General features: G+C 63.1%; 18 protein-coding genes and 2 riboswitches. Of the genes, 9 read left to right on the top strand and 9 right to left on the bottom strand.

Features of this window, described 5'->3' with window-relative positions; all coding sequences use genetic code 11:
* Nucleotides 1-315 (bottom strand): co-chaperone GroES, encoded by a 315-nt coding sequence (locus tag DY201_RS00910; protein WP_115729561.1) that lies wholly within the window; start codon nt 313-315, stop codon nt 1-3.
* A gap of 258 nt (nt 316-573) precedes the next feature.
* Here DY201_RS00910 and DY201_RS00905 point away from each other — a divergent pair, with 258 nt between their 5' ends.
* Nucleotides 574-801 carry a hypothetical protein gene (locus tag DY201_RS00905; RefSeq protein ID WP_067954773.1) on the top strand — a complete coding sequence of 76 codons (228 nt, stop codon included), beginning with the start codon at nt 574-576 and terminating at the stop codon, nt 799-801.
* Between the two features lie 402 nt (nt 802-1,203).
* Here DY201_RS00905 and DY201_RS00900 read toward each other — a convergent pair whose 3' ends face one another.
* From DY201_RS00900 to DY201_RS00885, 4 genes are all read right to left on the bottom strand, one after another.
* Nucleotides 1,204-2,049: a ChaN family lipoprotein gene (locus tag DY201_RS00900; protein WP_115729559.1), complete on the bottom strand. Its 846-nt coding sequence runs from the start codon at nt 2,047-2,049 to the stop codon at nt 1,204-1,206.
* A 4-nt stretch (nt 2,050-2,053) separates the two neighbouring features.
* The gene (locus DY201_RS00895; RefSeq protein WP_115729558.1) at nt 2,054-2,779 is read right to left on the bottom strand and encodes a ChuX/HutX family heme-like substrate-binding protein; all 726 of its coding nucleotides are present in this window, start codon (nt 2,777-2,779) and stop codon (nt 2,054-2,056) included.
* A gap of 9 nt (nt 2,780-2,788) precedes the next feature.
* Entirely contained in the window at nt 2,789-4,525 is a 1,737-nt protein-coding gene (locus DY201_RS00890) for an ABC transporter ATP-binding protein/permease (protein ID WP_165915974.1), read from the bottom strand.
* A 64-nt stretch (nt 4,526-4,589) separates the two neighbouring features.
* Complete coding sequence (locus tag DY201_RS00885) at nt 4,590-6,899, bottom strand: TonB-dependent hemoglobin/transferrin/lactoferrin family receptor (RefSeq protein ID WP_115729555.1); 2,310 nt, start codon at nt 6,897-6,899, stop codon at nt 4,590-4,592.
* A gap of 358 nt (nt 6,900-7,257) precedes the next feature.
* Here DY201_RS00885 and DY201_RS00880 point away from each other — a divergent pair, with 358 nt between their 5' ends.
* The 8 genes from DY201_RS00880 to DY201_RS00850 all read left to right on the top strand — a co-directional run bounded on the left by DY201_RS00880 (nt 7,258) and on the right by DY201_RS00850 (nt 21,160).
* Nucleotides 7,258-9,018 carry a peptidase domain-containing ABC transporter gene (locus tag DY201_RS00880; RefSeq protein WP_115729553.1) on the top strand — a complete coding sequence of 587 codons (1,761 nt, stop codon included), beginning with the start codon at nt 7,258-7,260 and terminating at the stop codon, nt 9,016-9,018.
* Nucleotides 9,019-9,092: 74 nt separating this feature from the next.
* A riboswitch (cobalamin riboswitch) is annotated at nt 9,093-9,304 on the top strand.
* A 111-nt stretch (nt 9,305-9,415) separates the two neighbouring features.
* A complete protein-coding gene (locus tag DY201_RS00875; protein WP_115733507.1) occupies nt 9,416-12,301 on the top strand; it encodes a ribonucleoside-diphosphate reductase subunit alpha in 2,886 nt (961 codons plus the stop codon).
* Between the two features lie 69 nt (nt 12,302-12,370).
* Nucleotides 12,371-13,489, top strand: coding sequence for a ribonucleotide-diphosphate reductase subunit beta (locus DY201_RS00870; protein WP_115729551.1), 1,119 nt, complete (start codon nt 12,371-12,373; stop codon nt 13,487-13,489).
* A gap of 60 nt (nt 13,490-13,549) precedes the next feature.
* The gene (locus tag DY201_RS28885; protein WP_165915973.1) at nt 13,550-13,723 is read left to right on the top strand and encodes a hypothetical protein; all 174 of its coding nucleotides are present in this window, start codon (nt 13,550-13,552) and stop codon (nt 13,721-13,723) included.
* The gene (cobF, locus tag DY201_RS00865) at nt 13,720-14,478 is read left to right on the top strand and encodes a precorrin-6A synthase (deacetylating) (protein WP_115729549.1); all 759 of its coding nucleotides are present in this window, start codon (nt 13,720-13,722) and stop codon (nt 14,476-14,478) included. The genes DY201_RS28885 and cobF overlap by 4 nt, the downstream gene beginning before the upstream one ends.
* A 99-nt stretch (nt 14,479-14,577) precedes the next feature.
* Complete coding sequence (gene metH / locus DY201_RS00860) at nt 14,578-18,387, top strand: methionine synthase (protein ID WP_115729547.1); 3,810 nt, start codon at nt 14,578-14,580, stop codon at nt 18,385-18,387.
* A gap of 86 nt (nt 18,388-18,473) precedes the next feature.
* Nucleotides 18,474-18,679: riboswitch (cobalamin riboswitch) on the top strand.
* A gap of 117 nt (nt 18,680-18,796) precedes the next feature.
* Entirely contained in the window at nt 18,797-20,044 is a 1,248-nt protein-coding gene (locus DY201_RS00855) for an aromatic ring-hydroxylating oxygenase subunit alpha (protein WP_115729545.1), read from the top strand.
* Between the two features lie 21 nt (nt 20,045-20,065).
* On the top strand, nt 20,066-21,160 hold the full coding sequence (locus DY201_RS00850; RefSeq protein WP_115733506.1) for an FAD-binding oxidoreductase: 1,095 nt from the start codon (nt 20,066-20,068) through the stop codon (nt 21,158-21,160).
* 12 nt (nt 21,161-21,172) lie between these two features.
* Here the strand turns inward: DY201_RS00850 and DY201_RS00845 are convergent, their stop codons facing one another.
* The 4 genes from DY201_RS00845 to DY201_RS00830 are packed head-to-tail and all read right to left on the bottom strand — an operon-like array spanning nt 21,173 to nt 24,732.
* Nucleotides 21,173-21,931, bottom strand: coding sequence for an iron ABC transporter ATP-binding protein (locus DY201_RS00845; protein ID WP_115729544.1), 759 nt, complete (start codon nt 21,929-21,931; stop codon nt 21,173-21,175).
* Entirely contained in the window at nt 21,928-22,869 is a 942-nt protein-coding gene (locus DY201_RS00840; protein ID WP_245431858.1) for an iron chelate uptake ABC transporter family permease subunit, read from the bottom strand. The genes DY201_RS00845 and DY201_RS00840 overlap by 4 nt, the downstream gene beginning before the upstream one ends.
* Nucleotides 22,862-23,827 (bottom strand): ABC transporter permease, encoded by a 966-nt coding sequence (locus DY201_RS00835; RefSeq protein WP_115729542.1) that lies wholly within the window; start codon nt 23,825-23,827, stop codon nt 22,862-22,864. Before DY201_RS00835 ends, DY201_RS00840 begins: the two co-directional genes overlap by 8 nt.
* The gene (locus DY201_RS00830) at nt 23,827-24,732 is read right to left on the bottom strand and encodes a siderophore ABC transporter substrate-binding protein (RefSeq protein ID WP_115729540.1); all 906 of its coding nucleotides are present in this window, start codon (nt 24,730-24,732) and stop codon (nt 23,827-23,829) included. The genes DY201_RS00835 and DY201_RS00830 overlap by 1 nt, the downstream gene beginning before the upstream one ends.
* Nucleotides 24,733-24,792: the final 60 nt, after the last annotated feature.

Here is a 24,792-nt window from a genome sequence, read left to right as displayed (position 1 = left end):
TCAGGCGGCCTTGTTCGCCGCTTCGCTCGTGTCGACGATGCCCATGATGTCGGCCTCCTTCATGATCAGGAGATCCGCGCCGTCGATCTTGACCTCCGTGCCCGACCATTTGCCGAACAGCACGATGTCGCCGGCCCTTACGTCGAGCGGGATCAGCTTGCCACCTTCGTCGCGCGAGCCGGGGCCGACAGCGACGACTTCGCCCTGCTGGGGCTTTTCCTTGGCATTGTCGGGAATGATGATGCCGCCCTTGGATTTGATATCGCCTTCGGCGCGCCGAATGACGACGCGGTCGTGAAGTGGTCGGAATTTCATGAATGTTCTTTCTGCAGCCGGCGCATAGGGGACCGCATCACCTATGTACGCCCTTTGGCACTCGAATGACAGGAGTGCCAAAAATTATTCGCTATGCACGAGAGTATTCAAAAATAACAGGCGCCAGTGGCGGCTCAAAGTTTGACTCAGTGACAAAATAGGCAAGAAATTTGAATTCTGGGCGGAGAAACCTTATTTAAGGCGCAGTGGAATTTTTATTTTCCGCGCACGAAGAGGATTCAGATATTGGATGTAGTCATGGAAAATTTTCTGGAAAAAGCGCAGTCCCGTTCGATCGAGGCACAGAAGAAGGCAGCGGAGCGCAACAGCGCCATGGCCGATTATCAGTCAGAAGCAAAAGCCCGGGCCATCAAGACAGCAAAGTTACGGGAATTGCGCTTGGCCAAGGACGAGGCTGACCGCGCTGCCGAGGCGCTGAAACCCGTGGAAGCGAAGAAGAAGCGCGTGGCGCGCGCTGCAAAGTAGCAACCGGCATCTCCTGACTGCCAATCCTGCCTGGAGCGTCAGCCCATGTGTACGCACCTGGGCGTCGTGCTTTCCGAAAAACGACTCCGATTTTCGGGCTGATGAGCGAGGCAGGATGCCAGTCGGTCGATGTACGATCGAGAATGCCGGCCTTGCTGTCAGCTAGCCTATTGTTTTGTAGAACATCCCTCCCCATATGGGGACCATCGGCACTCCGCCGGGAGCGAAACGCTCATCGAGATACGATGGTGGGTTTTGCCGCGGAATGCTGCATTTGCCCTGATTGACAGCTGGCCGACCACGAATGTACCGGCGGCATGCAAGTCTCAGGAGCCAGAGGGAAGCGGGCCTATGCCCGCTTTTTCCTTTTCTGGAGCGCTTTTCCCGACTGTTGTGCCCGCCTCAAGTGCCTGGTCTGGCGTCGGCTTTCGGCTGCAGCCGAAACAGCGCCCGGGCAATTCCCCTGACCTTGTCCCGGTCCACTTGCGACGCGTCGTTGGGCATCAGCGTCGTCACCTTGTCGATGCCGAGATCCTTGAGCTGGAACGGCGTGCCGTGGCCGAATTCGAGATGTCCGCGTCCGATGATGCCGATCACCAGAGGCGGACTGTCGGTCGCCTGCATCCTGGCGATGTTGCAGGCAAACGCCCGATCCCATGTCTGCTGCGCCCTGACGAACCGGTCGAAGTCCGGCGCTTGGGGCGAAGTCACCTTGCGCCTAGGCGACCCGCCGCCGGTGATGTCAAACAGATATTGCCGGTAGGCCGGCGTGGCACTCGCCGAAGGCGTGAGCCCGTCACGCTCGTCGACAGGAACGGCGTCCCAGCCTTCCTTGCCGACCCGCGTCACCAGTTCGCGGTAGCAATTGAGCGCCAGCATCGGCACGCCAAACTCGCGGCAGAAATGGAAGATCGGCAGGTAGAGCTCGGCCGGGAACCCCCTGACCTTGCCCCATTCGGCAGCCTTCAGAAATTCATCCCGCTCGAGGCTGCCTGCGACCCATTGGTCGAGCACCGGCTGCAACCGGCGCGGAAACATCTCGAAGCCGATGGCGATGTCGTTGCGCAACGTCCGCATCGCCGTGCAGACCTGCAACTGCCACCGATGGATGTCGTAGCGGTCGTGCGTTTCGCCGAGCAGCAGCACGTTGCTCTGCGCAACCTCCCGCATCAGCGTGGGATGATCGAGCAGCGCTCCGCTGTCGGGGTCGAGCCAACTGGCGACAGGGTGGTTCCAAGTCTTGGTCATGGCGTCACCCGAAGCTCGCCGGCGCGCCGCTGACGGTGAGCCCCGTCTCGGCGCCGTCAGCGGCCAGGGCGACAAAGCGCAGCTGATCGGTGCCGTCTTCGCGGCGCCAGCCGCCGACCGAACCGCCCTTGAGATGAAGATGGAAGTCCGGCCGCATGACGTTGACGTAGCCCATGACGGGCTTGACCGCCGGCATGTCGCCTTCCCAGGCCTGCCAGAAGGACGTACGGCTGAACTCGATCCTGACGCGGCCGCCGCTGCGCTCGGCAGCCGCGAACGGCGCGAGACCGGCATCGTCGGCGTCGAGCTCCTTGCGCTCGTCCAGGCCGTTGCCTTTGCGCTCTTCGACAGGAAGATCGGTGCCCTGCGGGAAAGCCGCAAGCACGGCGTCGAACGGGTCGAGCCCCTCGAAGCCGGTGACGTTGGCGATGCTCTCACCGTCGGCGCCACGCAGTTCGATACGCGGATAGGATTTCTCACGCATCACCGACGTGCGGTCGACGATGACGGTGGCGATCGCCGCCAGCTCGATGCGGGAGTCGTGCTCGGCGCCTTCGCAAACCAGCCAGCCATCCTCGATGCGAACCTTCTCGACCGATCCGATACGTTCGTGGGTGGCGCCCCGGCGTTCCGAATTGATCATAACCCGGCCGATGGCCGGCAGCCGCGCAAGCAGGGCGGCGGGTGTGACGTCGAGGCGTTCGCGTTTGTGGGGCGTGCGGGCGGTCATGGGTATTTCCTATGCGAATTGCAGGACTGGATTTTCGTTTGCCGCTTCGTCTTTCGGCTCGAGATCGATGACACGCAGGGTCCCCAGTGCCTTGGGGGTGCCGTGCGAAACGATGACGAATGTCGTTGCCGGCAGATGCGTCTTGAGCACCGCGAAGAGCTCAGCCTCGGCAGCCTCGTCGAGCGCGCTTGTCGCTTCGTCGAGGAACAGCCAATCCGGCTTGAGCACCAGTGCGCGGGCCAACGCCAAGCGTTGCAGTTCGCCACCGGAGAGGCCCGACAGCACCAGCGGATGGCCTTGCGCTGCATCTTCGAGCCGCAGGATGACGCTGTCGCCGAAGCCGACGGCCTCGATGGCGCGGCGCAGATCCTGCGGGGCAAAGGCCTCTGCCGGCGCGGGATAAGCGACCGCACCGAAGACGTCGCCCTGAGGGAAATAGGTATTCTGCGACAGGAACAACTTGCTTGCCGAAGGCATCTTGATGCATCCATCGCCATGATCCCAGCCGCCGGCCATCGCCTTCAGCAGCGTGGTCTTGCCGAGCCCCGACTGGCCGCGCAGCCACACTGTCTCGCCAGCGCGAATATCGAGGCGCGCTATCGACAGCAGCGCGCGGCCCTGGGGTGTCCTGAGCTTCAGATCACGGAGATGGAGGCCGTCTGACGACGCCTCGACGACGATGCCGGAAGGCCGGCCGCGTACAGCCTCGGTTGCGGCAAGGAAGCCGTCGAGACGGGACGAGGCGGCGACGAGATTCGACAGCGGCTTGTAGGAGAAGATGAACCACGACAGCGTGGTGACCACATTAGAAAACGCCATGGCGATCTGCATCAGGCCGCCAAGCGCGATGCTGCCGGCGAGGAAGCCGGGCAGGGCAACGAACAGCGGAATGCGCAGCACGGTGTGCTGGTAGGGGAAGGTGAAGCAGCCGAGCAGGAACTCGCGACCGGCGAGCTTGCGCCAGTTCTGCGTGATGCCGTCGAAGCGGCGGTCGAGCCCGGCGCGCTCGACATTCTCGCCGCCAATCAGCGCGATCTCGTCCGCCGACTGGCGGATGCGCGCCATGGCGAAGCGGAAGTCGCCCTCGCGCTTCTGCTGCGTGTAGAACAGCGACTTCAGCGGCCGACCGAGCAGATGCGTCAGCCCGCTCGACAGCGCGACATAGATGAACGCAGCCCAGACCATGTAGCGCGGGATCGAGACGTCGAAACCGAACAGCGAGAAGTTGAGCGCGAAGGTCGACAGCCCCCACAGCAGTGCGAGAAAGGAGAAGATACCGACGATCCTGGTGATCAGCTCGATGCCTTCGTCGAGGATGCCCTTGACGAACAGGCCGCAATCGTCGGCGATGCGCTGGTCGGGATTGTCGACCTCGCGCGGGCAGTCGCCCTGGGTCAGCCGCCAATAGGCGCGGTCGGCGAACCACGAGCCGAGTGCTGCCTCGGTCAGCGACTTGCGCCACCTGATATGCAACATTTTCTGCAGGTAATCTGCCGTCAGTGAGCGCACCGAATTGGCCGCGACGATGCCTGCAAAAATCCAGATCTGCCAGACCGCGGCCTTGGCGTCGACCTTCTCCAGCGCGCCGTAGAATTCCGAGGTCCAGCTCACCAGCCGGATGGTAAAGTAGATGCCAGCCAGCTGCAGCGCGATGACTGCGGTGAGGTAGACGAGGCTCGTCTTGCCGCCCTTGCCGGCAATGCAGAGCTTGAGCAGGCGAACGAACTGCCTGAGGACGTTGGTCACCGCGAGCACCTTTCATGCAGGAAGCAGGGCTTGATGCCCTGCGTCGGATCGCTGTCGATCTGGCTCAGAAGCGCACCGTCGCGCCGAGCTTGAAGGTGCGACCTGGAGCCACCTGCATTTCCGGATTGTTGGCGTTGGCCACCGGCCCCGAGATCACGTTGGTGACGCCAGTGAGAGTATTGGGGAAATAGCGGCGGTCGAAGATGTTCTGGATGCCGAAGTCGACATCGACATTTTCGGTCGGCTTCCAGCGGGCATAGGCGTCGAACACCGCATAGCCGCCCGGCTTGAAGGCGTTGGGGTCGGCGCGTTCGGTGACGCGATGGGCGAAGGTCGCGACGAGCTCGGTTTCGAGGTTCCAGTCGGGGATGAGGTAACGCCCGCCCAGCACCGCGGTCAGCGGTACCGCACCGTCGAAGGCCGTTTCCGCTGCACCCGCTGAAATCCGCTGCGTGCCCTTTTGGTAGGAGATCGAGGCATGGAGGAAGAGGTTGTCGTAGACCTCGTATTCGCCGCCGAACTCGATGCCCCAGACCTTCACGTCCTCGACATTGTCCGAGGTGTATCGCTCGGTTGGGCCAGGGACGGGCTGGAGCGAGCGGATGAAATCCTTGTAGTCGGCATAGAAGCCGGTGAGGCTGAAGTAGCCCTTGTCGAGCTCCCCGCGCACGCCCACCTCGTAGCTGCGGACGAATTCTGGCTTCAAATTCGGATTGGGGATCACCTCGACCAGCCCGGTGGAACCGATCGACAGCGACGACACGAACAGCTGCTGCGACGTCGGCATCTTGAAGCCCTCGCCATAGCCGGCATAGAGCGAATAGGTGTCGTTCAGCTCATACATCGCGCTGATCCGCTTGATCAGCCTGGTCTCGTCGATCTTCTTGGGCTGGAAGCCGGGCAGAGGAACGTAGTCTTTGTCGCCGGTCGGATCGATCGAATAGTGCGCCAGGCGGGCGCCGGGCGTGATGGTCAGCCGGTCGTCGAGCAGCTTGATCTCGTCCTGCAGGTAGAGGTCGGCGCGCACGGTGTCGACTTCGGGGAAATTGAAACCCTGGTTGTTGGCGGTGGTCGAGGTGCCGGTCGTCAGGTTGTTGGTGATGTTGTAGCCGGAATAGCTGCTGTTGGTCAGGTCACCGTCGAAGCCATAGGTCAGCTTGTGCGAAAGACCTCCCAGTTCAAAGGACGAATTGGCCTGAACGTCCGCCTCGAGGAAATCCTCGCCATAGTTGCGGACCTGGATGTTCTGCTGGCGACGGGTTGGGTAGGTGCGCAGCTGATTGCTGTAGGTGTCGCGCTTCTGCGGTGAATAGGAGATCTGCCACTTGATCTCGTCGAGCCAGGGCGCGTCGACCTTCCAGTTATGCGAGATGGCAAGCCTGTAGCGCTCCATCTCCAGCTCGCGCTGCCAGCTGGTGTTGGCATAGCCGCCGAGTGCCGCGCTCGAATCGTACATCTGCTGGATCGTCGTGTTGCGGTTGAACCACTCGCCGGTCAGCTTGACCTCGTGATCCTGGGTCGGGTTCCACTGCAGCTTCATCAGGCCGTTGAAGGCGTCGGTGTCGGCTGGAAACGCCTTGTTGCACGGCCAGATCGCTTGGCGTGGGCAGCCCCACTGGCCGCCATCGGCGCGGCTGTTGCTGAAATCGCCTTCCGACGCCCCGAGATGACCGAAACTGCCGAGGAACTTGAAGTCGCCGGATTCAGCGGCCGCACTGACCTGCTTGCGGAATGAATCGTCGTAGCTGTCATAGGCGGTCTTCATCTCCACCGCCCATGGCTTCGAGCCGTTGAGAAGATCGTCGGGGTCGAGCGTGCGGAAGGCGACGGCGCCACCCAGCGCATCGGCGCCCTGGAGCACCGAGTTCGGGCCGCGCACGATCTCGGCGCTGCGCATGTTGAACGGGTCGACGAAGTCGCGGCTGCCGTCGATGATCTGCTCCTGGATGCGGCTGCCGTCGACGGTCATCTGGACGCGGTTGCCGCCCATGGCGCGAATGTTGAAGCCGGTGAGCTGGCCGAACGGATTGGTCAGCGATGTCGTGCGTGAGACGGTGACGCCTGGCTCGTAGCGAACCATATCCTGAATGTCGCGGACGACATGGCGCTGCAGCGTTTCGCGGTCGATGACCGAGACCGACATCGGAATGTCGAGCACCTTGCCGGTGGTGCGCGCCGAGGTGACGACGAGCCTGTCGAGCACGATGCGCTCTTCATTGCTCAGCAGCGGCTTGGCTTCCTCTGCCTTCTTGGCCGGCGGCGGCGTGGTTGCCGTCTGGGCGCTGGCAATGCCCGCCGATTGCAGCAACAGCAGCGAAACGCCGGCCAGAAGTATTTGGGACCGCGAACCGCGGCCGGTGTGAACGTTAGACATGACAGCCCCCTTGAAAAATCTGGAAAAGCTGGCTGTCCGCGAACGAAGGGCTGGCGCAAGTTAATATGAGTCTATGACTCAAGATTATTGATGGCTGTATAATGGGCCCTGCGGTGTGTGCAAGCCGGGGGATGCGCAGCGCGACACCTGGTCTCACCCGGAACGGACACATTCCGGCGTCGCCCAGCTACCGCTTGCGAGGATTTGGAAGACTTGTTTCGCGCGTCGTTCCGCGTGGTGGGTGATTTTCGCCGAAGCGGTTCATGAAAATATGACTGTTATTGTCATATTATTTGACAGGAAAGCGCGAATGACCTAGCGAACCCGTCCCTGTTGTTCGAGCGGCGTCGGGTGGGCAATGAAATTTCGAGAGAAACTGAACGCCTTGCGCAAGATACCGCTCGGCGACTGGCGGATACTGATGCGGATCATGGGCATCTACCGCCGAAAATTTTTTCTTGCCATTGCGCTTTCGCTGGCCGGAATCGTCCTTTCGGTGACGGTTCCGATCCTTTCGCAGAAGATCGTCGATAGCGTCATGGTCGGCAAGGACGGTTGGGCAGCGACCCAGTTCGCCGCCATCGCCATCGTGGCGGCGGTTATCAGGCACATGACCTCACGCTGGCACAACTCGCTGATCAATGATGTGGACGCAAGGTTCACCGCCCGACTGTCGAGACGCATCTACTTCCGCCTCATGCGCATCCCCTATGAGAGTTCGGCATCCGCGGGCGGCAGCACGATCAACCTGCTCAACGAATCCCAGCGTGTCGCCAGCTTCATGCTGAGCGCCGCGCCGAATTTCTTCCTCACCATTTTGGGTGCTGCCGTCTCGTTCGCCGTGGCGCTGTACTACGACTATCTCATCTGCCTGCTCGCCTTTGTCGTTGCCCTGATCTTCGCCGTCTTTGCCCGTAAGACCAATGCCCAGCTGGGCGAGGCGAGCCGCAGCTCGTTTCGCCTCAACGGCGCCCTGCAGGGGGCAACCGCTGAAACGGTAGGCAACATCCGCGGCATCAAGTCGAATGCGGTGGAGCGCTTCTTCATCGGGCGCTGGTCCGCGAAGTCGGCCCAAGCCATCAAGGCGCGCTGGCGCATCCTCGACCTCTCACACTCCTATTCGTTCACGCTTGGGCTGCTGAGCGAGATCCTGACGCTGCTCGTCGTCCTCGTCGGCTGCTGGCGCATCCTACGCGGCGATCTCACGATCGGTGGCCTGCTTGCGCTGCAGCTGCTCGTCACCCGGGCGACCATGCCGATGCTGACCAGTGCCGGCATTCTGATCCAGTTCCATTCGGTGAGCGTCACCGTCTCTGCCCTCGCGGCTTTCCTCAAGCGCCAGCCGGAGCGCGCCGTCGTTGCCCCGGCGCTGCGTGCTGCCGATTTCGGCCCGATCACGGTCGAGGATCTGACCTTCCGCTATCCCGAGGCGACGGCTGCGGCACTCAACGGTGTCAGCCTGGTGCTGCCGGCGACCGGCGTCGTCGCGATCGTTGGCCGCAATGGTTCCGGCAAGTCCAGCCTGCTGCGCGTGCTTTTGGGACTAGAGCGCGATTATGCCGGCAAGGTGGCGATCGGCGGCCTCGACGTCCGCGCCTACAATCCGCGCTGGCTGCGCGGCCGCATCGGTGTTGTCGACCAGGAGACGTCGCTGTTTTCGGGTACCATCCGCGAGAACCTTCAGGCGTCGCTGCCGCGCCCGCTTCGCGACGACGAGATCGACAAGGCGCTGGCGTTTTCCTCCGCCGACAAGTTCACCGCCGGCCTGCCCAAAGGTATCGACACCGAACTGGTGCAGGCAGGGCAGAACCTGTCCGGCGGCCAGCGCCAGCGCCTGGCGATTTCGCGCGCCGTGCTGCGCGATCCGCACATCGCCGTCTTCGACGAACCGACCTCGGCGCTCGACGCCGAATCGGCGATGGCGCTCGAGCGTGAGCTGTTGGCCTTCGGCCGCGACCGCCTCGTCATCATCGTCACGCATCATCTCTTTTCGGCGCGTTCGGCCGACATGATCGTCGTGCTCGACGATAGCAGGATCGTCGGCACGGGCAGCCATGAGGCTCTCACTGCCGAATGCCCGGTCTATCAGGCGCTGTGGCGCGACTACGTCAGGGATTGATCGGACGCCGGCGTTGACCTGTCGACGAGGTGGAAATGATCCATCCACCTGTTGACATGACACCGGGCGGTCATACTACATGTAGACATCGTGGTCTTCCGAGTTGATTCCAGCTCGGGAGCTAAGAGGGAAGCCGGTGAGCGATTTCGCAATGCCGGCGCTGCCCCCGCAACTGTAAGCAGTGAGTTGCTGTCGCGTAGTGCCACTGGTGCCAATGGGCGCTGGGAAGGCCAGACAGCGGCAATGACCTGTGAGCCAGGAGACCTGCCGCGATCGATTCTGAACGTCCACGGGCGGGGTGTCCGGTGGTGCGCTTGCGTTCTGCCGGCTTGCGCCGGTCGAAATTCGGCACGCGTCCGCTCGAGGCCCTTCGCCCCCCAAACCATCGGGGAAGATGATGCCGGCGACTTCTACCATTCTATCAAGCGGAACCGACAGGATTCTGTCCGCCCTCAGCCACGGTTCCGAGACCGCGTCCGAGCCTGGCTACCGTGTCATCCGGCGCAACGGCTCGGTGACGCCGTTCGACGCGACCAAGATCACTGTGGCGCTGACCAAGGCGTTTCTCGCCGCCGAGGGTTCGGTGGCTGCAGGTTCGCGCCGCGTCCACGACCTCGTCGAGGAGCTGGCCGGGCAAGTGTTGGCCGCACTGACGCGCCGGGCCGACACGGGCCGCATCTTCCACATCGAAGAAATCCAGGACCAGGTCGAACTGGCGCTGATGCGCTCCGAGCACCACAAGGTCGCCCGCGCCTATGTACTTTACCGAGAGGAACGTGCACGCGAACGCGCTGCCGCCAAGGTCGCGTCGGTCGAAGTCGCCGCACCGGCGCTCCAGGTCAAGGCCGATGACGGCAGCCTGGCGCCGCTGGATGAGAGGCGTCTGGCCCGTATCGTCGATGAGGCCTGCGCCGGACTAGAGGCGGTCTCGGCGGATGCCATCCTGGCCGAGACGAGGCGCAATCTCTATGACGGCATCACCGTGGACGAGCTTTCGCTGGCGCCGATCCTGTCCGCGCGTACGCTTGTCGAAACCGAGCCGAACTACGCCTTCGTCAGCGCGCGGCTGTTGCTGGACCGGCTGCGGCGTGAGGCACTGAGCTTCGTCTCCGGCAGGCCCGAGCAGGCCACCCAGGCCGAAATGACCGCGCGTTATGCCACCTATTTTTCCGCCTTCATCGCCACCGGCATCAAGGCTGAATTGATCGACCCCGAACTTGGCCGTTTCGACCTTGCCAGGCTGAGTGCCGCGCTAAAACCCGAGCGCGATCTGCAGTTCCAGTATCTTGGTCTGCAGACGCTTTATGATCGCTACTTCCTGCACAGCAGGGGCAAGCGTTTCGAACTGCCGCAGGCCTTCTTCATGCGGGTGGCGATGGGCCTGGCAGGCCGCGAGATCGACCGCGAGAGCCGCGCAATCGAGTTCTATGACCTGTTGTCGTCCTTCGATTTCATGGCCTCGACGCCGACTTTGTTCAACTCCGGCACGCTACGCCCGCAATTGTCGTCCTGTTTCCTCACCACCGTCGCCGACGATCTCGACGGCATCTTCAAGGCGGTGAAGGACAATGCGCTGCTCGCCAAATATTCCGGTGGGCTCGGCAATGACTGGACCCCGGTGCGTGGCCTCGGCGCCCACATCAAGGGCACCAATGGCGAGAGCCAGGGTGTGGTGCCGTTCCTGAAGGTGGCCAACGACACGGCGATCGCCGTCAATCAGGGTGGCAAACGCAAGGGTGCTGTCTGCGCCTATCTCGAGACCTGGCATGTCGACATCGAGGAATTCCTTGACCTCAGGAAGAACACCGGCGACGACCGCCGCCGCACCCACGACATGAACACCGCCAACTGGGTGCCGGACCTGTTCATGGAGCGGGTCGAGGCCGATGGCGAATGGACGCTGTTTTCGCCCGATGAAACGCCCGACCTGCACGATCTCTATGGCACGGCCTTCAAGGCGGCCTACGAAGCCTACGAGGCAAAGGCTCTGGCCGGTGGCATCAAGGTGTTCCGCAAGGTCCGGGCGCTCGACCTGTGGCGCAGGATGCTGACGATGCTGTTTGAAACCGGGCATCCCTGGATCACCTTCAAGGATCCCTGCAATATCCGCTCGCCGCAGAGCCACATCGGCGTCGTGCATTCGTCGAACCTGTGCACCGAAATCGCCCTCAACACCTCGAAGGACGAAGTGGCAGTCTGCAATCTCGGCTCGGTCAATCTCGCCAATCACATCGGCGCTGAAGGTCTCGACCTCGACCGTCTGGCTCGCACCGTAAAGACGGCGATGCGCATGCTCGACAATGTCATCGACATCAATTTCTACACCATTCCCGAAGCCAGGCGCTCGAACCTGCAGCATCGCCCGGTCGGCCTCGGCATGATGGGTTTCCAGGATGCCTTGCAGGTGCTGAAGATCCCCTATGCCTCCGATCAGGCGGTGGCCTTCGCCGACGCCAGCATGGAGGCGATCTCCTACAACGCGATCTCGGCATCCTGCGACCTCGCCGCCGAGCGCGGCCGTTATCCGAGCTTCGACGGTTCGCTGTGGTCGAAGGGCATCCTGCCGATCGATTCCATCGACCTGCTGGCCAAGGCGCGCCCCGGCGTCGACATGGACCGGGGCTCGACGCTCGACTGGGATGCCTTGCGCAAGCGCGTCAGCAAGACCGGCATGCGCAACTCCAACACCATGGCGATCGCGCCGACGGCAACCATCTCCAACATCTGCGGCGTGGCGCAGTCGATCGAGCCGGCCTACCAGAACCTGTTCGTCAAATCGAACATGTCCGGCGACTTCACCGTGGTCAACGCAGCACTGGTGCATGAGCTCAAGGCGCGCGGCCTGTGGGACGAGGTCATGGTCTCCGACCTCAAATATTTCGACGGCTCGATCGGCCAGATCGACCGCATCCCCGACGATCTCAAGGCGCTGTTCGCCACTGCTTTCGAGATCGACAGTGCCTGGCTGATCGAGGCGGCGTCGCGCCGGCAGAAGTGGATCGACCAGGCCCAGTCGCTCAATCTCTACATCGCCAATCCGAGCGGCAAGAAGCTCGACGCGCTCTATCGTCTGGCCTGGAACAAGGGCTTGAAGACGACCTACTACCTGCGCTCGCGCTCGGCCTCTCATGTCGAGAAATCGACGCTGAAGGGCACCGACGGCAGACTGAATTCGGTGTCCGCCGTCACCATGACAGCGTCCGCGCCAATCGTCGTCAACGCCGATGCTGCCTGGGGCAAAGCCTGCGCCATCGACGATCCCGAATGCGAAGCCTGCCAGTAGACATCATCGAAAGCCGTCAACGCGGGCGCCGTAGCGCCGAGGGCGCAGAACAAATCAAGGAAAACGAAAATGCTCGACTGGTCCGAACCGAAGTCCACACCCATCGTCCCGCCACTTGCCGGTGCACCTGTCGCCGACGCCACCGGGCTCGGCGCGATCGAGCGCGGCGGCGGCCGCGTCCGCGTCGACGACAAGCGCATGATCAATGCGCGTGCCGACGTCAACCAGCTTCTGCCGCTCAAATACCGCTGGGCCTGGGAGAAGTATCTCGCCGGCTGCAACAATCACTGGATGCCGACCGAAGTGTCGATGCAGGCCGACATCGCCTTGTGGAAGTCGAAAGACGGGCTGACCGACGACGAAAGGCGCATGATCAAGCGCAATCTCGGTTTCTTCGCCGCTTCGGAGAGCCTGGTTGCCAACAACATCGTGCTGGCGATCTACCGCCATCTGACCAATCCTGAATGCCGGCAATATCTGCTGCGCCAGGCCTTCGAGGAGGCGGTCCACACCCACACCTTCCAGTACATCGTCGAGAGCCTCAGCCTGGACGAGGGCGAACTGTTCAACATGTACCGCGAGGTGCCGTCGATCACCGACAAGGCGGCGTGGGCGCTGAAGCACACCCAGCATCTCGACGATCCGGATTTCCGCACCGGCACGCCCGAGACCGACCAGGCCTTCATGCGCGACCTCGTCGCCTTCTACGTCATCTTCGAGGGCATGTGGTTCTACACCGGCTTTGCCCAGATCCTGTCGCTCGGCCGGCGCAACAAGATGGTCGGCATCGCCGAGCAGTATCAGTACATCCTGCGCGACGAGTCGATCCATCTCAACTTCGGCATCGATGTCATCAACCAGATCAAGCACGAGAACCCGCATCTGTGGACGGCGGCGTTCCGGGACGAGATCCGCGGCATGATCCGCACGGCGGCCGAGCTCGAGGCCTCGTATGGCCGTGATACGATGCCGCGCGGTTTCCTTGGGCTCAATGCAGCGCTTTGCGAAACCTACATGCACTTCATCGCCAACCGGCGCTGCGCCCAGCTCGGCTTGCAGCCGGTCTTCGCCGAGGTCGAGAATCCGTTCCCATGGATGTCGGAGGCGATGGACCTCAAGAAGGAGAAGAACTTCTTCGAGACCCGTGTCATCGAATACCAGAATGGCGGAGCGCTGGCATGGGACTGAACTGGAACCGCGCCACCGTCGCGCCGGTCATGCCCGAACCCGAACAGGTGTTCCTGGCATGTGATCGCCCAACCTGAGGACGGCAATCTACGCGAGGCGGCGTCGCGGCAGGCCAATCGCCTGGCCGAGTATGGCGGTGGGCATCCGGGGCCGCGCCAGCTCAGGCAATTGTTCCTCGACCTCGCCGCCGAGCTTGGCCGTGGCACTGCCGGCGGCAGGGCCATGTCGTCATGAAGCGAAAAATACTTGTCATCGGCATCGGCGCCGGCAATCCCGACTATGTCACCATCCAGGCGGTCGATGCGCTCAACCGTGTCAACGTCTTTTTCGTCCCCGACAAGGGTATCGAGAAGGACGGGCTGGCGCGTGTCAGGCGCGAGATCTGCGAACGCTTCATCCGCGACCAGAGCTACCGCACCGTCGGGTTCGACGTGCCTCGCCGCAGGCCGGCGATGGAGGATTATGGCGCTGCCGTCTCGGCTTGGCACGATGCGGTCGAGGACGTCTACCAACAGCTGCTGATGGAAGAACTTGAAGAGGATGAGTGCGGCGCCTTCCTCGTCTGGGGCGATCCGACGCTTTACGACAGCACCATGCGCATTCTCGACCGGTTGCAGGCCAAAGGCGGCTTCGAGCTCGAATATGATGTCATCCCCGGAATATCGAGCGTCCAGGCGCTCGCCGCCCAGCACAAAGTCGCGCTCAACAAGATCGGCCAGTCCATCGCCATCACCACCGGCCGCAAGCTAACTGAGGGCTTTCCCAACAATGCCGACAGCGTCGTCGTCATGCTCGACGGAGAAGGCGCTTTCGACCGCCTCGATGGCGATCTCGACATCTGGTGGGGCGCTTATGTCGGCACATCAGACGAGATTCTGGTGTCGGGCAAGCTGCGCGAGGTTGTCGGCGACATCGAGCGCATCCGCGCCCAGGCACGCGCAGACAAAGGCTGGATCATGGATACCTACCTGCTGAAGCGCCCGGACTAGCTGCGGCGGCGCCGTCCGCGGCGGCAAATGCGTGCTCGACATATTGACATAAAGATGTCTTTATGTGACCTGACGGCTTTGTCGCCGAAAGGATGAAAAGTGTCGCAAAACGCCACCTCGCTCGACGCCCTGTTTGGGTCGGTTGCCGCCAAGCCCGACGGCTCGGAGGTGCTTGCGGCGCTGAAAGCTGCGGCGCGCGAACGCATCCTGATCCTCGATGGCGCGATGGGCACGCAGATCCAGGGCCTGGGCTTCAACGAGGACCATTTCCGCGGCGATAAGTTCACCGGTTGCGCCTGCCATCAGCAGGGCAACAACGACCTTCTGATCCTGTCGCAGCCCAAGGCGATCGAGGAGATCCACTACAAATACGCCATCGCCGGCGCCGACATCATCGAGACCAACACCTTTTCGTCGACCTCCATCGCCCAGGCCGACTACGGCATGGAGGACATGGTCTACGAGCTCAACCGCGATGGTGCGCGGCTGGTCCGCCGCGCCGCAATCCGCGCCCAGCAGGAGGACGGCAAGCGTCGTTTCGTTGCAGGAGCACTCGGGCCGACCAACCGCACCGCCTCGATCTCGCCAGACGTCAACAATCCCGGCTATCGCGCTGTCACCTTCGACGACTTGCGCATCGCCTACGGCGAACAGCTGCGCGGCCTGATCGACGGTGGCGCCGACATCATCCTGATCGAGACCATCTTCGACACGCTCAACGCCAAGGCGGCGATCTTTGCCTGCGACGAGATATTCATCGAAAAGGGCGTGCGCCTGCCGGTGATGATTTCGGGCACCATCACCGACCTGTCCGGCCGCACCCTGTCGGGCCAGACGCCGTCCGCTTTCTGGAACTCCATCCGCCATGCCGACCCGTTCACGGTCGGGCTCAACTGCGCGCTTGGCGCTGCCGCCATGCGCCCGCATCTGGCCGAGCTGTCCGATGTCGCCGAGACCTTCATCTGCGCCTATCCCAATGCCGGCCTGCCCAACGCCTTCGGCCAGTATGACGAGAGCCCCGAATTCATGGCCGCCCAGGTCGAGGAGTTCGCACGCGAAGGCTTCATCAACATCGTCGGTGGTTGCTGTGGCTCGACACCCGAGCATATCCGCGCCATCGCGCAGGCTGTTGCCAAGTATCCGCCGCGCCAGGTGCCGGAACTCAAGCCGCAGATGCGCCTGTCGGGTCTCGAGCCGTTCACGCTCACCGACGAGATTCCTTTCGTCAATGTCGGCGAACGCACCAACGTCACCGGCTCGGCCAAGTTCCGCAAACTGGTGACTGCCGGCGACTACGCCGCCGCCCTTGATGTCGCCCGCGACCAGGTCGTCAACGGCGCCCAGATCATCGACATCAACATGGATGAGGGCCTGATCGACTCGAAGAAGGCGATGGTCGAATATCTCAACCTGATCGCCGCCGAGCCTGACATTGCGCGTGTGCCTGTCATGATCGACAGCTCGAAATGGGAGGTGATCGAGGCCGGGCTGAAATGCGTCCAGGGCAAGCCGATCGTCAACTCGATCTCGATGAAGGAAGGCGAAGAGGCCTTCCTGCATCACGCCAGGCTCTGCCGCGCCTATGGTGCCGCCGTCGTCGTCATGGCATTCGACGAGCAGGGCCAGGCTGACACCAAGGCGCGCAAGGTCGAGATCTGCACCCGCGCCTACAAGCTTTTGACCGAGCAGGCCGGCTTCGCGCCCGAAGACATCATCTTCGATCCCAACATCTTCGCCGTCGCCACCGGCATCGAGGAGCACGACAATTACGGCGTCGACTTCATCGAGGCGACGCGGGAGATCACCGAGACCCTGCCGCATGTCCATATCTCGGGCGGCGTGTCGAACCTGTCGTTCTCGTTCCGCGGCAATGAGCCGGTGCGCGAGGCCATGCATGCCGTGTTCCTCTACCACTGCATCCAGGTCGGCATGGACATGGGCATCGTCAATGCCGGCCAGCTCGCCGTCTACGAATCGATCGACCCGGAGCTGCGCGAGGCCTGCGAGGACGTTGTGCTCAACCGCGCGCCCAAGGCCGGCGGCACCGCCACCGAGCGGTTGCTGGAACTGGCGGAACGCTACAAGGGCACCGCTGGCAAGGAAGCCAAGGAACGCGATCTCGCCTGGCGTGATTGGCCGGTCGAACAGCGCATCAGCCACGCGCTGGTCAATGGCATTACCGAGTTCATCGATGCCGACACCGACGAGGCGCGGCTGAGGGCGGAGCGCCCGCTGCATGTCATCGAGGGCCCGCTGATGGCCGGCATGAACGTCGTTGGCGACCTGTTCGGCGCTGGCAAGATGTTCCTGCCGCAGGTGGTCAAGTCGGCCCGCGTCATGAAGCAGGCCGTTGCAGGTCTCCTGCCGCACATGGAGGCGGAGAAGCTCGCCAACGCCGCCAATGGCATCGACAATGGCGAACGCCAGACCGCCGGCAAGATCCTGATGGCGACGGTCAAAGGCGACGTCCACGATATCGGCAAGAACATCGTCGGTGTCGTGCTCGCCTGCAACAATTACGAGATCATCGACCTCGGCGTCATGGTGCCGGCAACCAAGATCCTGCAGGTCGCCAGGGACGAAAAGGTCGACATCATCGGCCTTTCCGGCCTGATCACGCCGTCGCTCGACGAGATGGCGCATGTCGCTGCCGAAATGGAGCGCGAAGGTTTCGACATTCCGTTGCTCATCGGTGGTGCCACCACCAGCCGCGTCCATACGGCGGTGAAGATCCATCCGCGCTATTCGAGCGGCCAGACCGTCTACGTCACCGACGCCAGCCGTGCGGTCGGCGTGGTGTCCAATCTGTTGTCGTCGGAGGCCAAGGGCGGCTACGTCGAAACCATTCAGGCTGAATACCAGAAGGTCGCCGACGCCCATCACCGCTCGGAGGCCGACAAGCAACGCCTGCCGCTGGCCAAGGCGCGTGCCAATGCGCACAAGGTCGACTGGGTGTCCTACACGCCGCCGAAGCCGTCCTTCCTCGGCACCAGGGTTTTCGAAGGCTGGGATCTGGCCGAGCTTGCCCGCTATATCGACTGGACGCCGTTCTTCCAGACCTGGGAGCTCAAGGGCCGTTACCCCAAGATCCTCGATGACGAGAAGCAAGGTGCCGCGGCCCGCCAGCTGTTCGAGGACGCGCAGGCGATGCTGAAGAAGATCATCGACGAGAAGTGGTTCGCGCCCAAGGCCGTCATTGGCTTCTGGCCGGCTCATTCAGTCGGCGACGACGTCAGGCTGTTCACCGACGAGGCGCGTAAAAAGGAACTTGGCACCTTCTTCACCCTGCGCCAGCAACTGACCAAGCGCGACGGCAAGGCCAATGTCGCACTGGCCGATTTCATCGCTCCGCTCGACAGCGGCAAGCCGGACTATCTCGGCGGCTTTGTGGTGACCGCCGGCATCGAGGAAGTGGCGATCGCCGAACGCTTCGAACGTGCCAACGACGATTATTCCTCGATCATGGTCAAGGCGCTGGCCGACCGCTTCGCCGAGGCTTTTGCCGAGCGCATGCACGAGAAGGTGCGCAAGGAGTTCTGGGGTTACGCACCCGATGAAAGCCTGGCGCCGGATGAGCTGATCGGCGAGCCCTATCGTGGCATCCGCCCGGCGCCGGGCTATCCGGCCCAGCCCGACCATACCGAAAAGGTGACGCTGTTCCGCCTGCTCGACGCTGAGAAAAACGCCAGTGTCAGCCTGACCGAGAGCATGGCGATGTGGCCGGGCTCCTCGGTCTCGGGCATCTATCTGGCGCATCCCGAGAGCTACTATTTCGGCGTCGCCAAGATCGAGCGCGACCAGGTCGAGGACTATGCCCGGCGCAAGGACATGACCATCGCCGAAGTCGAACGCTGGCTCGGGCCGATCCTCAACTACATACCGGCCTCATACGCCCAGGCGGCCGAATAGCAACACAATGATATCACAGGGGCTCTGTCGCCTTTGCGCTGAGCCGGTGTCGTTTTCGTGCTCGTGTCCGGCCAGCTTTCCGTGGTCTGATCAGACATGTTCAAGGTGCTGCTTCGCGTGAGACGAAGCAGAGAATTGGGAAGCCGGTTAGATGCCGGCGCTGCCCCCGCAACGGTGGCGGAGTTTGTTGTTTCGACGGGAGACCACTGGGCCTGAAGGCCTGGGAAGGTGTCGAGACAGTCCGAAGGGACAGCTCCGGAGCCCGGAAACCAGCCTTGAACCTGAAACAACTCGACTGATCGCGGTGGGCGGTCAAGAGGCGGATCGTTGCTGCGCGGACCCTACGTCCGCCGGGCAGTCGTTCTTCCCGACATCACCACCAGTTCAGTCCTTGGCATGAGGACAGGACATGGACACGAAGAACGAAATGCTGAGGCTGCTGCGCGGACGCCGCGACGGGTTCAGCCTGGAACAGCCCTTCTACACCGACCAGGATTTCTACCGGGTCGACATGGAGCTGATCTGGTATCGCGACTGGCTGTTTGTCGGGCATGACTGCGAACTGGCCAAGCCGGGCAGCTTCTTCACCGTCCAGATCGGCGACTATCCCGTCGTGCTTGTCCGCGACCAGAAGGGCGAGCTTCGTGCCTTCCACAATTCCTGCCGCCATCGCGGCAGCCGTGTCTGCGCGACGGAAAAGGGCACGGCGGCCAAGCTTGTCTGTCCCTACCACCAGTGGACCTATGAGCTCGACGGCCGGCTGCTGTTCGCGCGCCAGATGGCGGAAGGCTTCGACAAGAGCCAGTTTGGCCTGAAGCCGGTCGCTTGCGAAACCGTCGGCGGCTACATCTTCATCTGCCTTGCCGACGAGCCGGCCGACTTTGCGCCGATGCGGTCTTTGGTCGAGCCCTATCTTCTGCCGCACCGGTTGCGCGAGGCCAAGGTCGCGTTTGAAAGCACCATCATCGAGAAGGGCAACTGGAAGCTGGTCTGGGAAAACAACCGCGAGTGCTATCATTGCGCCGCAAACCATCCCGAGCTGTGCAAGACTTTCCCCGAGGCGCCAACTGTCACCGGCGTCAACGGCGCCGAGAGCGATCCCGAAATGCTGGCGCACTGGGCCAAGTGCGAGGCGGTGGGGCTGCCGAGCAAGTTCCGTATCGACGCCGCCGGCCAATACCGGGCGACGCGCGCCCCGTTGCTGCGAGATGCGGTGAGCTACACCATATCAGGCAAGCGCGCCGTGCAACGAAATCTCTCCGACAGCGTCTCGGCCGACAGGATCGGCACGCTTCTGCTCTATCACTATCCGACCACCTGGAACCATGTGCTCGGCGACCACGCCGTCACCTTCCGCGTGCTGCCGATCAGCGCCACCGAAACGGCAGTCACCACCAAGTGGCTGGTTCACAAGGATGCCGTCGAGGGCGTCGACTACGACCTCGCCGAACTGACCCATGTCTGGACCGAGACCAACGATCAGGACCGCCGCATCGTCGAGGAAAATGCCTTCGGCATCAAATCGCCGGCCTACGAGCCCGGGCCCTATTCGGTCGAGCACGAGGGCGGGGTCATGCAGTTCATCGAATGGTACGCCAATTTCATCGAGCCGCGGCTGGCCGATGACGGCAAGCCGGCATTGCGCAACGTCGCCTGAGCAGGAGGAGGCATGAACGCGATGTCCGATCTCGGCCTTTACCGCAACCTCGACGAGATGGTGCCCTGGAACGACAGGCTTCAGGTTCTGGAGGTCATCGGCGTCACCGACGAGGCCCCCGACGTCAAGACCTTCACCTTCCGCTCCGACAACCAGACCTGGTTCCGCTACAAGCCCGGCCAGTTCGTGACGCTCGAGCTGCCCGTCGACCCGGTGCCTGTCATGCGCACCTACACGCTGTCGTCCAGCCCGTCGCGGCCGTTCTCCATCGCCGTCACCGTCAAGGCGCAGGCGGGCAGTGTCGGCACGCGCTGGATGTTCGACCAGCTCAAGCCGGGCGTCCGGATCAAGGCATACGGTCCATCAGGCGATTTTTCGCTGCACCAGCATCCGGCCGCCAAATATCTGTTCGTCTCGGCGGGCTCCGGCATCACGCCGATGATGTCGATGCTGCGCTGGCTCAACGACTGCGCGCCCTGGACGGACGTCTCTTTCGTCAATTGTGCGCGGCGTCCCGAAGAGATCATCTTCCGCAAGGAGCTTGAACTTCTCGGCACCCATATGCCCGGCCTGTCGCTCGGCTTCATGATCGAAGAACGGTCGAGCCGCGAGGGCTGGTTCGGCCATATGGGGCGCATCGATGCGGTGCGCCTGCCGCTGCTGTCACCCGATTTCCGCGAGCGCGAGGTGTTCTGCTGCGGCCCCGATCCTTTCATGCGCGCCGTGCGCGGCATGCTGGAAGCTTCGGGCTTCGACATGGCCCGCTACCATCAGGAGAGCTTCGCCGCACCAATCGTCGAGGAGGTCCCGGCACCTTTCGCAGCTCCGGGCGAGGGCGGGTCCGAGGCAGCAGCCGTCATCCCGGTCCGCTTTTCGCTGTCGGACATCGACGCCCACTGCCTGGCCGGCCAGACCGTGCTGCAGACGGCGCGGGCCTCGGGCGTGCGCATCCCGGCGGCGTGTGAGTTCGGCCTGTGTGGCACCTGCAAGGTCAGGAAACTCTCCGGCGAGGTCGAGATGAGCCACAATGGCGGCATCCTCGATCACGAGATCGAAGACGGCTTCATCCTCGCCTGCTGCTCGAAGCCGCTGTCGGCCATCGAGGTCGAAGCATAGCGCGCAGTGCCGTCAGCGGTGATGCAGCACCAGCGGCGCGCCACCGACGTCGATGACGTTCATGTCGTAGCCGAAAACCTGGGCGAGCACGTCCGGCCGCAACACCGCCGCCGGCGGTCCGTCGGCGATAATGCGCCCGTCCTTCATCGCCACGATCCTGTCGGCATAGACGGCGGCGTGGTTGATGTCGTGCAGCACCACGATGACTGTGCGCCTGTCGCTGTCCGCTGCCGTGCGCAGGTCACGCATCAACTGGCGGGCAGACAACATGTCGAGATTGTTCAGCGGCTCGTCGAGCAGCATGTAGTCGGTGCCCTGGCAGAAGGCCATGGCGACCATGGCGCGCTGGCGCTGGCCGCCTGAAAGATTGTCGAGGAAGCGGTCGGCGAGGTCCGTCAGGCCGAACTGCTGGAGCGCTGCCTCGATCAGCTTCAGGTCGTTTGCATCGATGCGGCCACGCTGGTGCGGAAAGCGGCCGAAGCCGACAAGTTCGCGCACCTTGAGCCGGCTTGCCACCGCCGGGTCCTGGCGCAGGATGGCGAGGGTCTTGGCCAGCCTGCGGCTAGGTGTCGTGTCCACCGGCAGGCCGTCGACCGATATGGACCCGCTCTGCAGCGGCTGCAGCCGGGCGATCAGCGACAAGAGGCTCGACTTGCCGGCGCCGTTCGGCCCGACGAGCGCCGTCACCCCGCCCTTCGGCATGGTCAGCGATACATCCTGCAGGATCTGCGTGTCGCCGAGGCGGAGCGAAACGTTGTTGATCTCGATCATCGTTTGCTCGTTGTGATCAGCATAACCAGGAACACCAGGCCCCCCACGAATTCGATGACGACGCCGAGCGTCGCAGCACCGCCCAGCACGTGCTGCAGCATCATCTGGCCGCCGAGCAGAACGATGATTGCCGTCAGCATCGCCGCCGGCAGCAGCAGGCGGTGGCGCCGGCTGTTGACGATGCGCTCGGCGAGCGCCACGACCAGGAGCCCGAAGAACGTCACCGGCCCGACCAAAGCCGTTGATACCGCAACCAGCGCCGCCACCAGCAGCAGCAGACCGGCCAGCGCCTTGGACCAGTCGACGCCGAGTCCGGTGGCGCTGTCAGCGCCAAGGGCAACGATGTCGAGCGTATGACGCAGGCGCCAGATGATGACGGCCGCAATGGTTGTCACCATAAGGCCGACGATGACGAGGTCTGGCCGTACGGTATTGAAATCGGCGAAGCTCGACCCCTGGACGACGGCGAATTCGTTCGGGTCGATCAGCCGCGCGATCAGCATGGCAAGGCTGCGGAACAGCACGCCGAGTACCACGCCAGTCAACAGCAACAACCCGACGTCGAAACGCCGGCGCAGCATCGGCAAAAACAGCAACAGCGCCATGACCATCATCAGGCCGGCTTCGCCGGCGAATTTCAGGCGCGGGTCGAGCGCGACGTAGCCAACGCTGCCGAGCGTCAGCACAAGCGCCATCTGACCAAACAAATAGAGCGCATCGAGCCCCATGATCTGCGGCGTCAGCACCCTGTTCGCCGTCACCGTCTGGAACACTACGGTCGAGATCGCGATGGCCACGCCGACCTGGATCAGCGTCACCAGCCGCACCGCGCGCAGTTCGAGCGCGAAGCCGACATTGCCACGCAATCCGACGGTCATGAAGGCGATTGCCACGACCAGGGCCAGGGCCGCCAGTATCAGGAGACGTTTGTCAGGCACGCTGGGTCCGCCCGAACAGGATCCACAGGAACAAGCCCGAACCGACGACCCCGAGCACGGTGCCGACAGGGATTTCGTAGGGATAGCGGATGACGCGTCCGATGATATCGCAGGCGAGCAGCAGCACCGCACCTGTCATCGCCACCCAGGGCAGGGCGCTTTTCAAATTGTCGCCCATCAGGCGGGACACGAGATTGGGCACCACCAGTCCGACAAACGGGATCATGCCGACGACGACGACGGCCAGCGACGAGATCACCGCCACCATGACCAGGCCGAGTTGGACGATGCGCTGGTAGTCGAGTCCGAGACCGACGCTGACCTCTCGACCCATCGAGGCGATCGTCAGCCGATCGGCGACCCACCATGCCAGCGCCACCATGCCGGCAAGAATCCACAGCAGTTCATAGCGGCCGCGCAGCACGCCGGAGAATTCGCCGTTGGTCCAGATATCGACATATTGCAGCAGATCGGTCTGCCAGGCGATGAAGGTCACTGCCGCCCCGATGACCCCGCCATAGACGAGGCCGAACAGCGGGATGAGGAACGGCTGCGTCGGCGGCAGCCGATGCGCGATGGTGAGGAAAATCGATGTTCCGGCAAGCGCGGTCACGCTGGCGCCAAGCGTCTTCATGGCGATCGAGGCGGTCGGAAAAAGCAACGTCACTGCCAGCACACCAAGGGCGGCACTTTGGCCGGTGCCCGTGGTGATCGGCTCGACGAACCGGTTGCGCACCAGGACCTGCAGCACCAGGCCGGCAATCGCCAGGCCAGCACCCGTCAGCACCACGGCCACCGTTCTCGGCAGGCGGCTGACCAGCAGAAGCTGCAAGGCGCCGGCATCGGTGAGCACGCTGCCCATGGGCAGGTCGTCGACGCCGATGCCGAGGCTGAGCGCGAACAGCCCCACGAGGCTGGTGGCGACCACCAGCCGCGTACTGGGCATTGCCGCTGACATTACTTCGCCTTGGTGAAGGCTTGTTCGATGGTCTTGAGCACGCGCTGCGTCGACTGCACGCCACCGGCGGCGATGTAGACGTCGGGCGACGGCAGGAAGATCACCTGGCCCTTTTTCCACGCGGTCGTCTGCGCCACCAGTTCGTTGTCGAGCGTCGCCTTGGCACCTTGATCGCCCGAGCCGATGGCAGCTGCGCGGTCGAGTACCAGCAGCCAGTCGGGATTGGCCTTGCTGATGAATTCGAACGAGATCGCTTCGCCATGCGTCGCCGCTTCGACGTCGGCAACGGCCGGCTCGAGGTCGAGCGTCGTATGCACCCAGCCGAAGCGCGAACCGGGACCGTAGGCAGTGATCTTGGGGCCGTTGGTCATCAGGATCAGCGCCTTGCCCTTCCCCTTGACCGCCTGCCTTGCGGCTTCGACGGCGGCGTCCAGTTCCTTGGCGGCGGCGGCGGCTTCGTCCTGCTTGGCGAACAGTTCGCCATAGGCGGCGAGGCGCGTCTTGGCCTGGGCTACGAGGTCGTCGCCATCCATGGTCATGTCGATGGTCGGGGCAACACGCGACGTTGCCTCGACCTGCGTCGAGGAGCGGCCGCCGACGATCACCAGGTCGGGGGCAAGTTCATTCAGCGCTTCGAGGTTCGGTTCGAACAGTGTGCCGACGACGGTGGCGCCCTTGGCGACGTCTGCGAGTTCCGGCACGAACAGCTTGTCGGGAATGCCGGCCGGCTGGATGCCGAGGCGGTTCAGCGTGTCGATCGCGGCGATGTCAAAGACGGCGACCTTGGCCGGAACCTTGTCGATGGTCTTGGGGCCGGTCGCGGTGGTGATCTCGACGGCGAAGGCGGGTGCCGTGGCTATAGCCAGTGCCGCCGCAAGATTGGCCAGCAGCCGAACAATCTTCATCTTTTGTCTCCGTCCTCGTCGATTTGCGTCGGTTGCTTAAAACCTTCGCAATATACTCTT

It is taken from the genome of Aminobacter aminovorans, from assembly GCF_900445235.1.
GTDB lineage: Bacteria > Pseudomonadota > Alphaproteobacteria > Rhizobiales > Rhizobiaceae > Aminobacter > Aminobacter aminovorans.
Note: the sequence above shows the minus strand (reverse complement) of the source record. Positions and strands in the feature narration are given on the sequence as shown.

Excerpts from the sequence above, each read along its gene's own strand:
- DY201_RS00910 (WP_115729561.1), bottom strand. The coding sequence starts at position 315 with ATGAAATTCCGACCACTTCACGACCGCGTCGTCATTCGGCGCGCCGAA.
- DY201_RS00905 (WP_067954773.1), top strand. The coding sequence starts at position 574 with ATGGAAAATTTTCTGGAAAAAGCGCAGTCCCGTTCGATCGAGGCACAG.
- DY201_RS00900 (WP_115729559.1), bottom strand. The coding sequence starts at position 2,049 with ATGACCAAGACTTGGAACCACCCTGTCGCCAGTTGGCTCGACCCCGAC.
- DY201_RS00895 (WP_115729558.1), bottom strand. The coding sequence starts at position 2,779 with ATGACCGCCCGCACGCCCCACAAACGCGAACGCCTCGACGTCACACCC.
- DY201_RS00885 (WP_115729555.1), bottom strand. The coding sequence starts at position 6,899 with ATGTCTAACGTTCACACCGGCCGCGGTTCGCGGTCCCAAATACTTCTG.
- DY201_RS00880 (WP_115729553.1), top strand. The coding sequence starts at position 7,258 with ATGAAATTTCGAGAGAAACTGAACGCCTTGCGCAAGATACCGCTCGGC.
- DY201_RS00875 (WP_115733507.1), top strand. The coding sequence starts at position 9,416 with ATGCCGGCGACTTCTACCATTCTATCAAGCGGAACCGACAGGATTCTG.
- DY201_RS00870 (WP_115729551.1), top strand. The coding sequence starts at position 12,371 with ATGCTCGACTGGTCCGAACCGAAGTCCACACCCATCGTCCCGCCACTT.
- cobF (WP_115729549.1), top strand. The coding sequence starts at position 13,720 with ATGAAGCGAAAAATACTTGTCATCGGCATCGGCGCCGGCAATCCCGAC.
- DY201_RS00855 (WP_115729545.1), top strand. The coding sequence starts at position 18,797 with ATGGACACGAAGAACGAAATGCTGAGGCTGCTGCGCGGACGCCGCGAC.
- DY201_RS00850 (WP_115733506.1), top strand. The coding sequence starts at position 20,066 with ATGTCCGATCTCGGCCTTTACCGCAACCTCGACGAGATGGTGCCCTGG.
- DY201_RS00845 (WP_115729544.1), bottom strand. The coding sequence starts at position 21,931 with ATGATCGAGATCAACAACGTTTCGCTCCGCCTCGGCGACACGCAGATC.
- DY201_RS00835 (WP_115729542.1), bottom strand. The coding sequence starts at position 23,827 with ATGTCAGCGGCAATGCCCAGTACGCGGCTGGTGGTCGCCACCAGCCTC.
- DY201_RS00830 (WP_115729540.1), bottom strand. The coding sequence starts at position 24,732 with ATGAAGATTGTTCGGCTGCTGGCCAATCTTGCGGCGGCACTGGCTATA.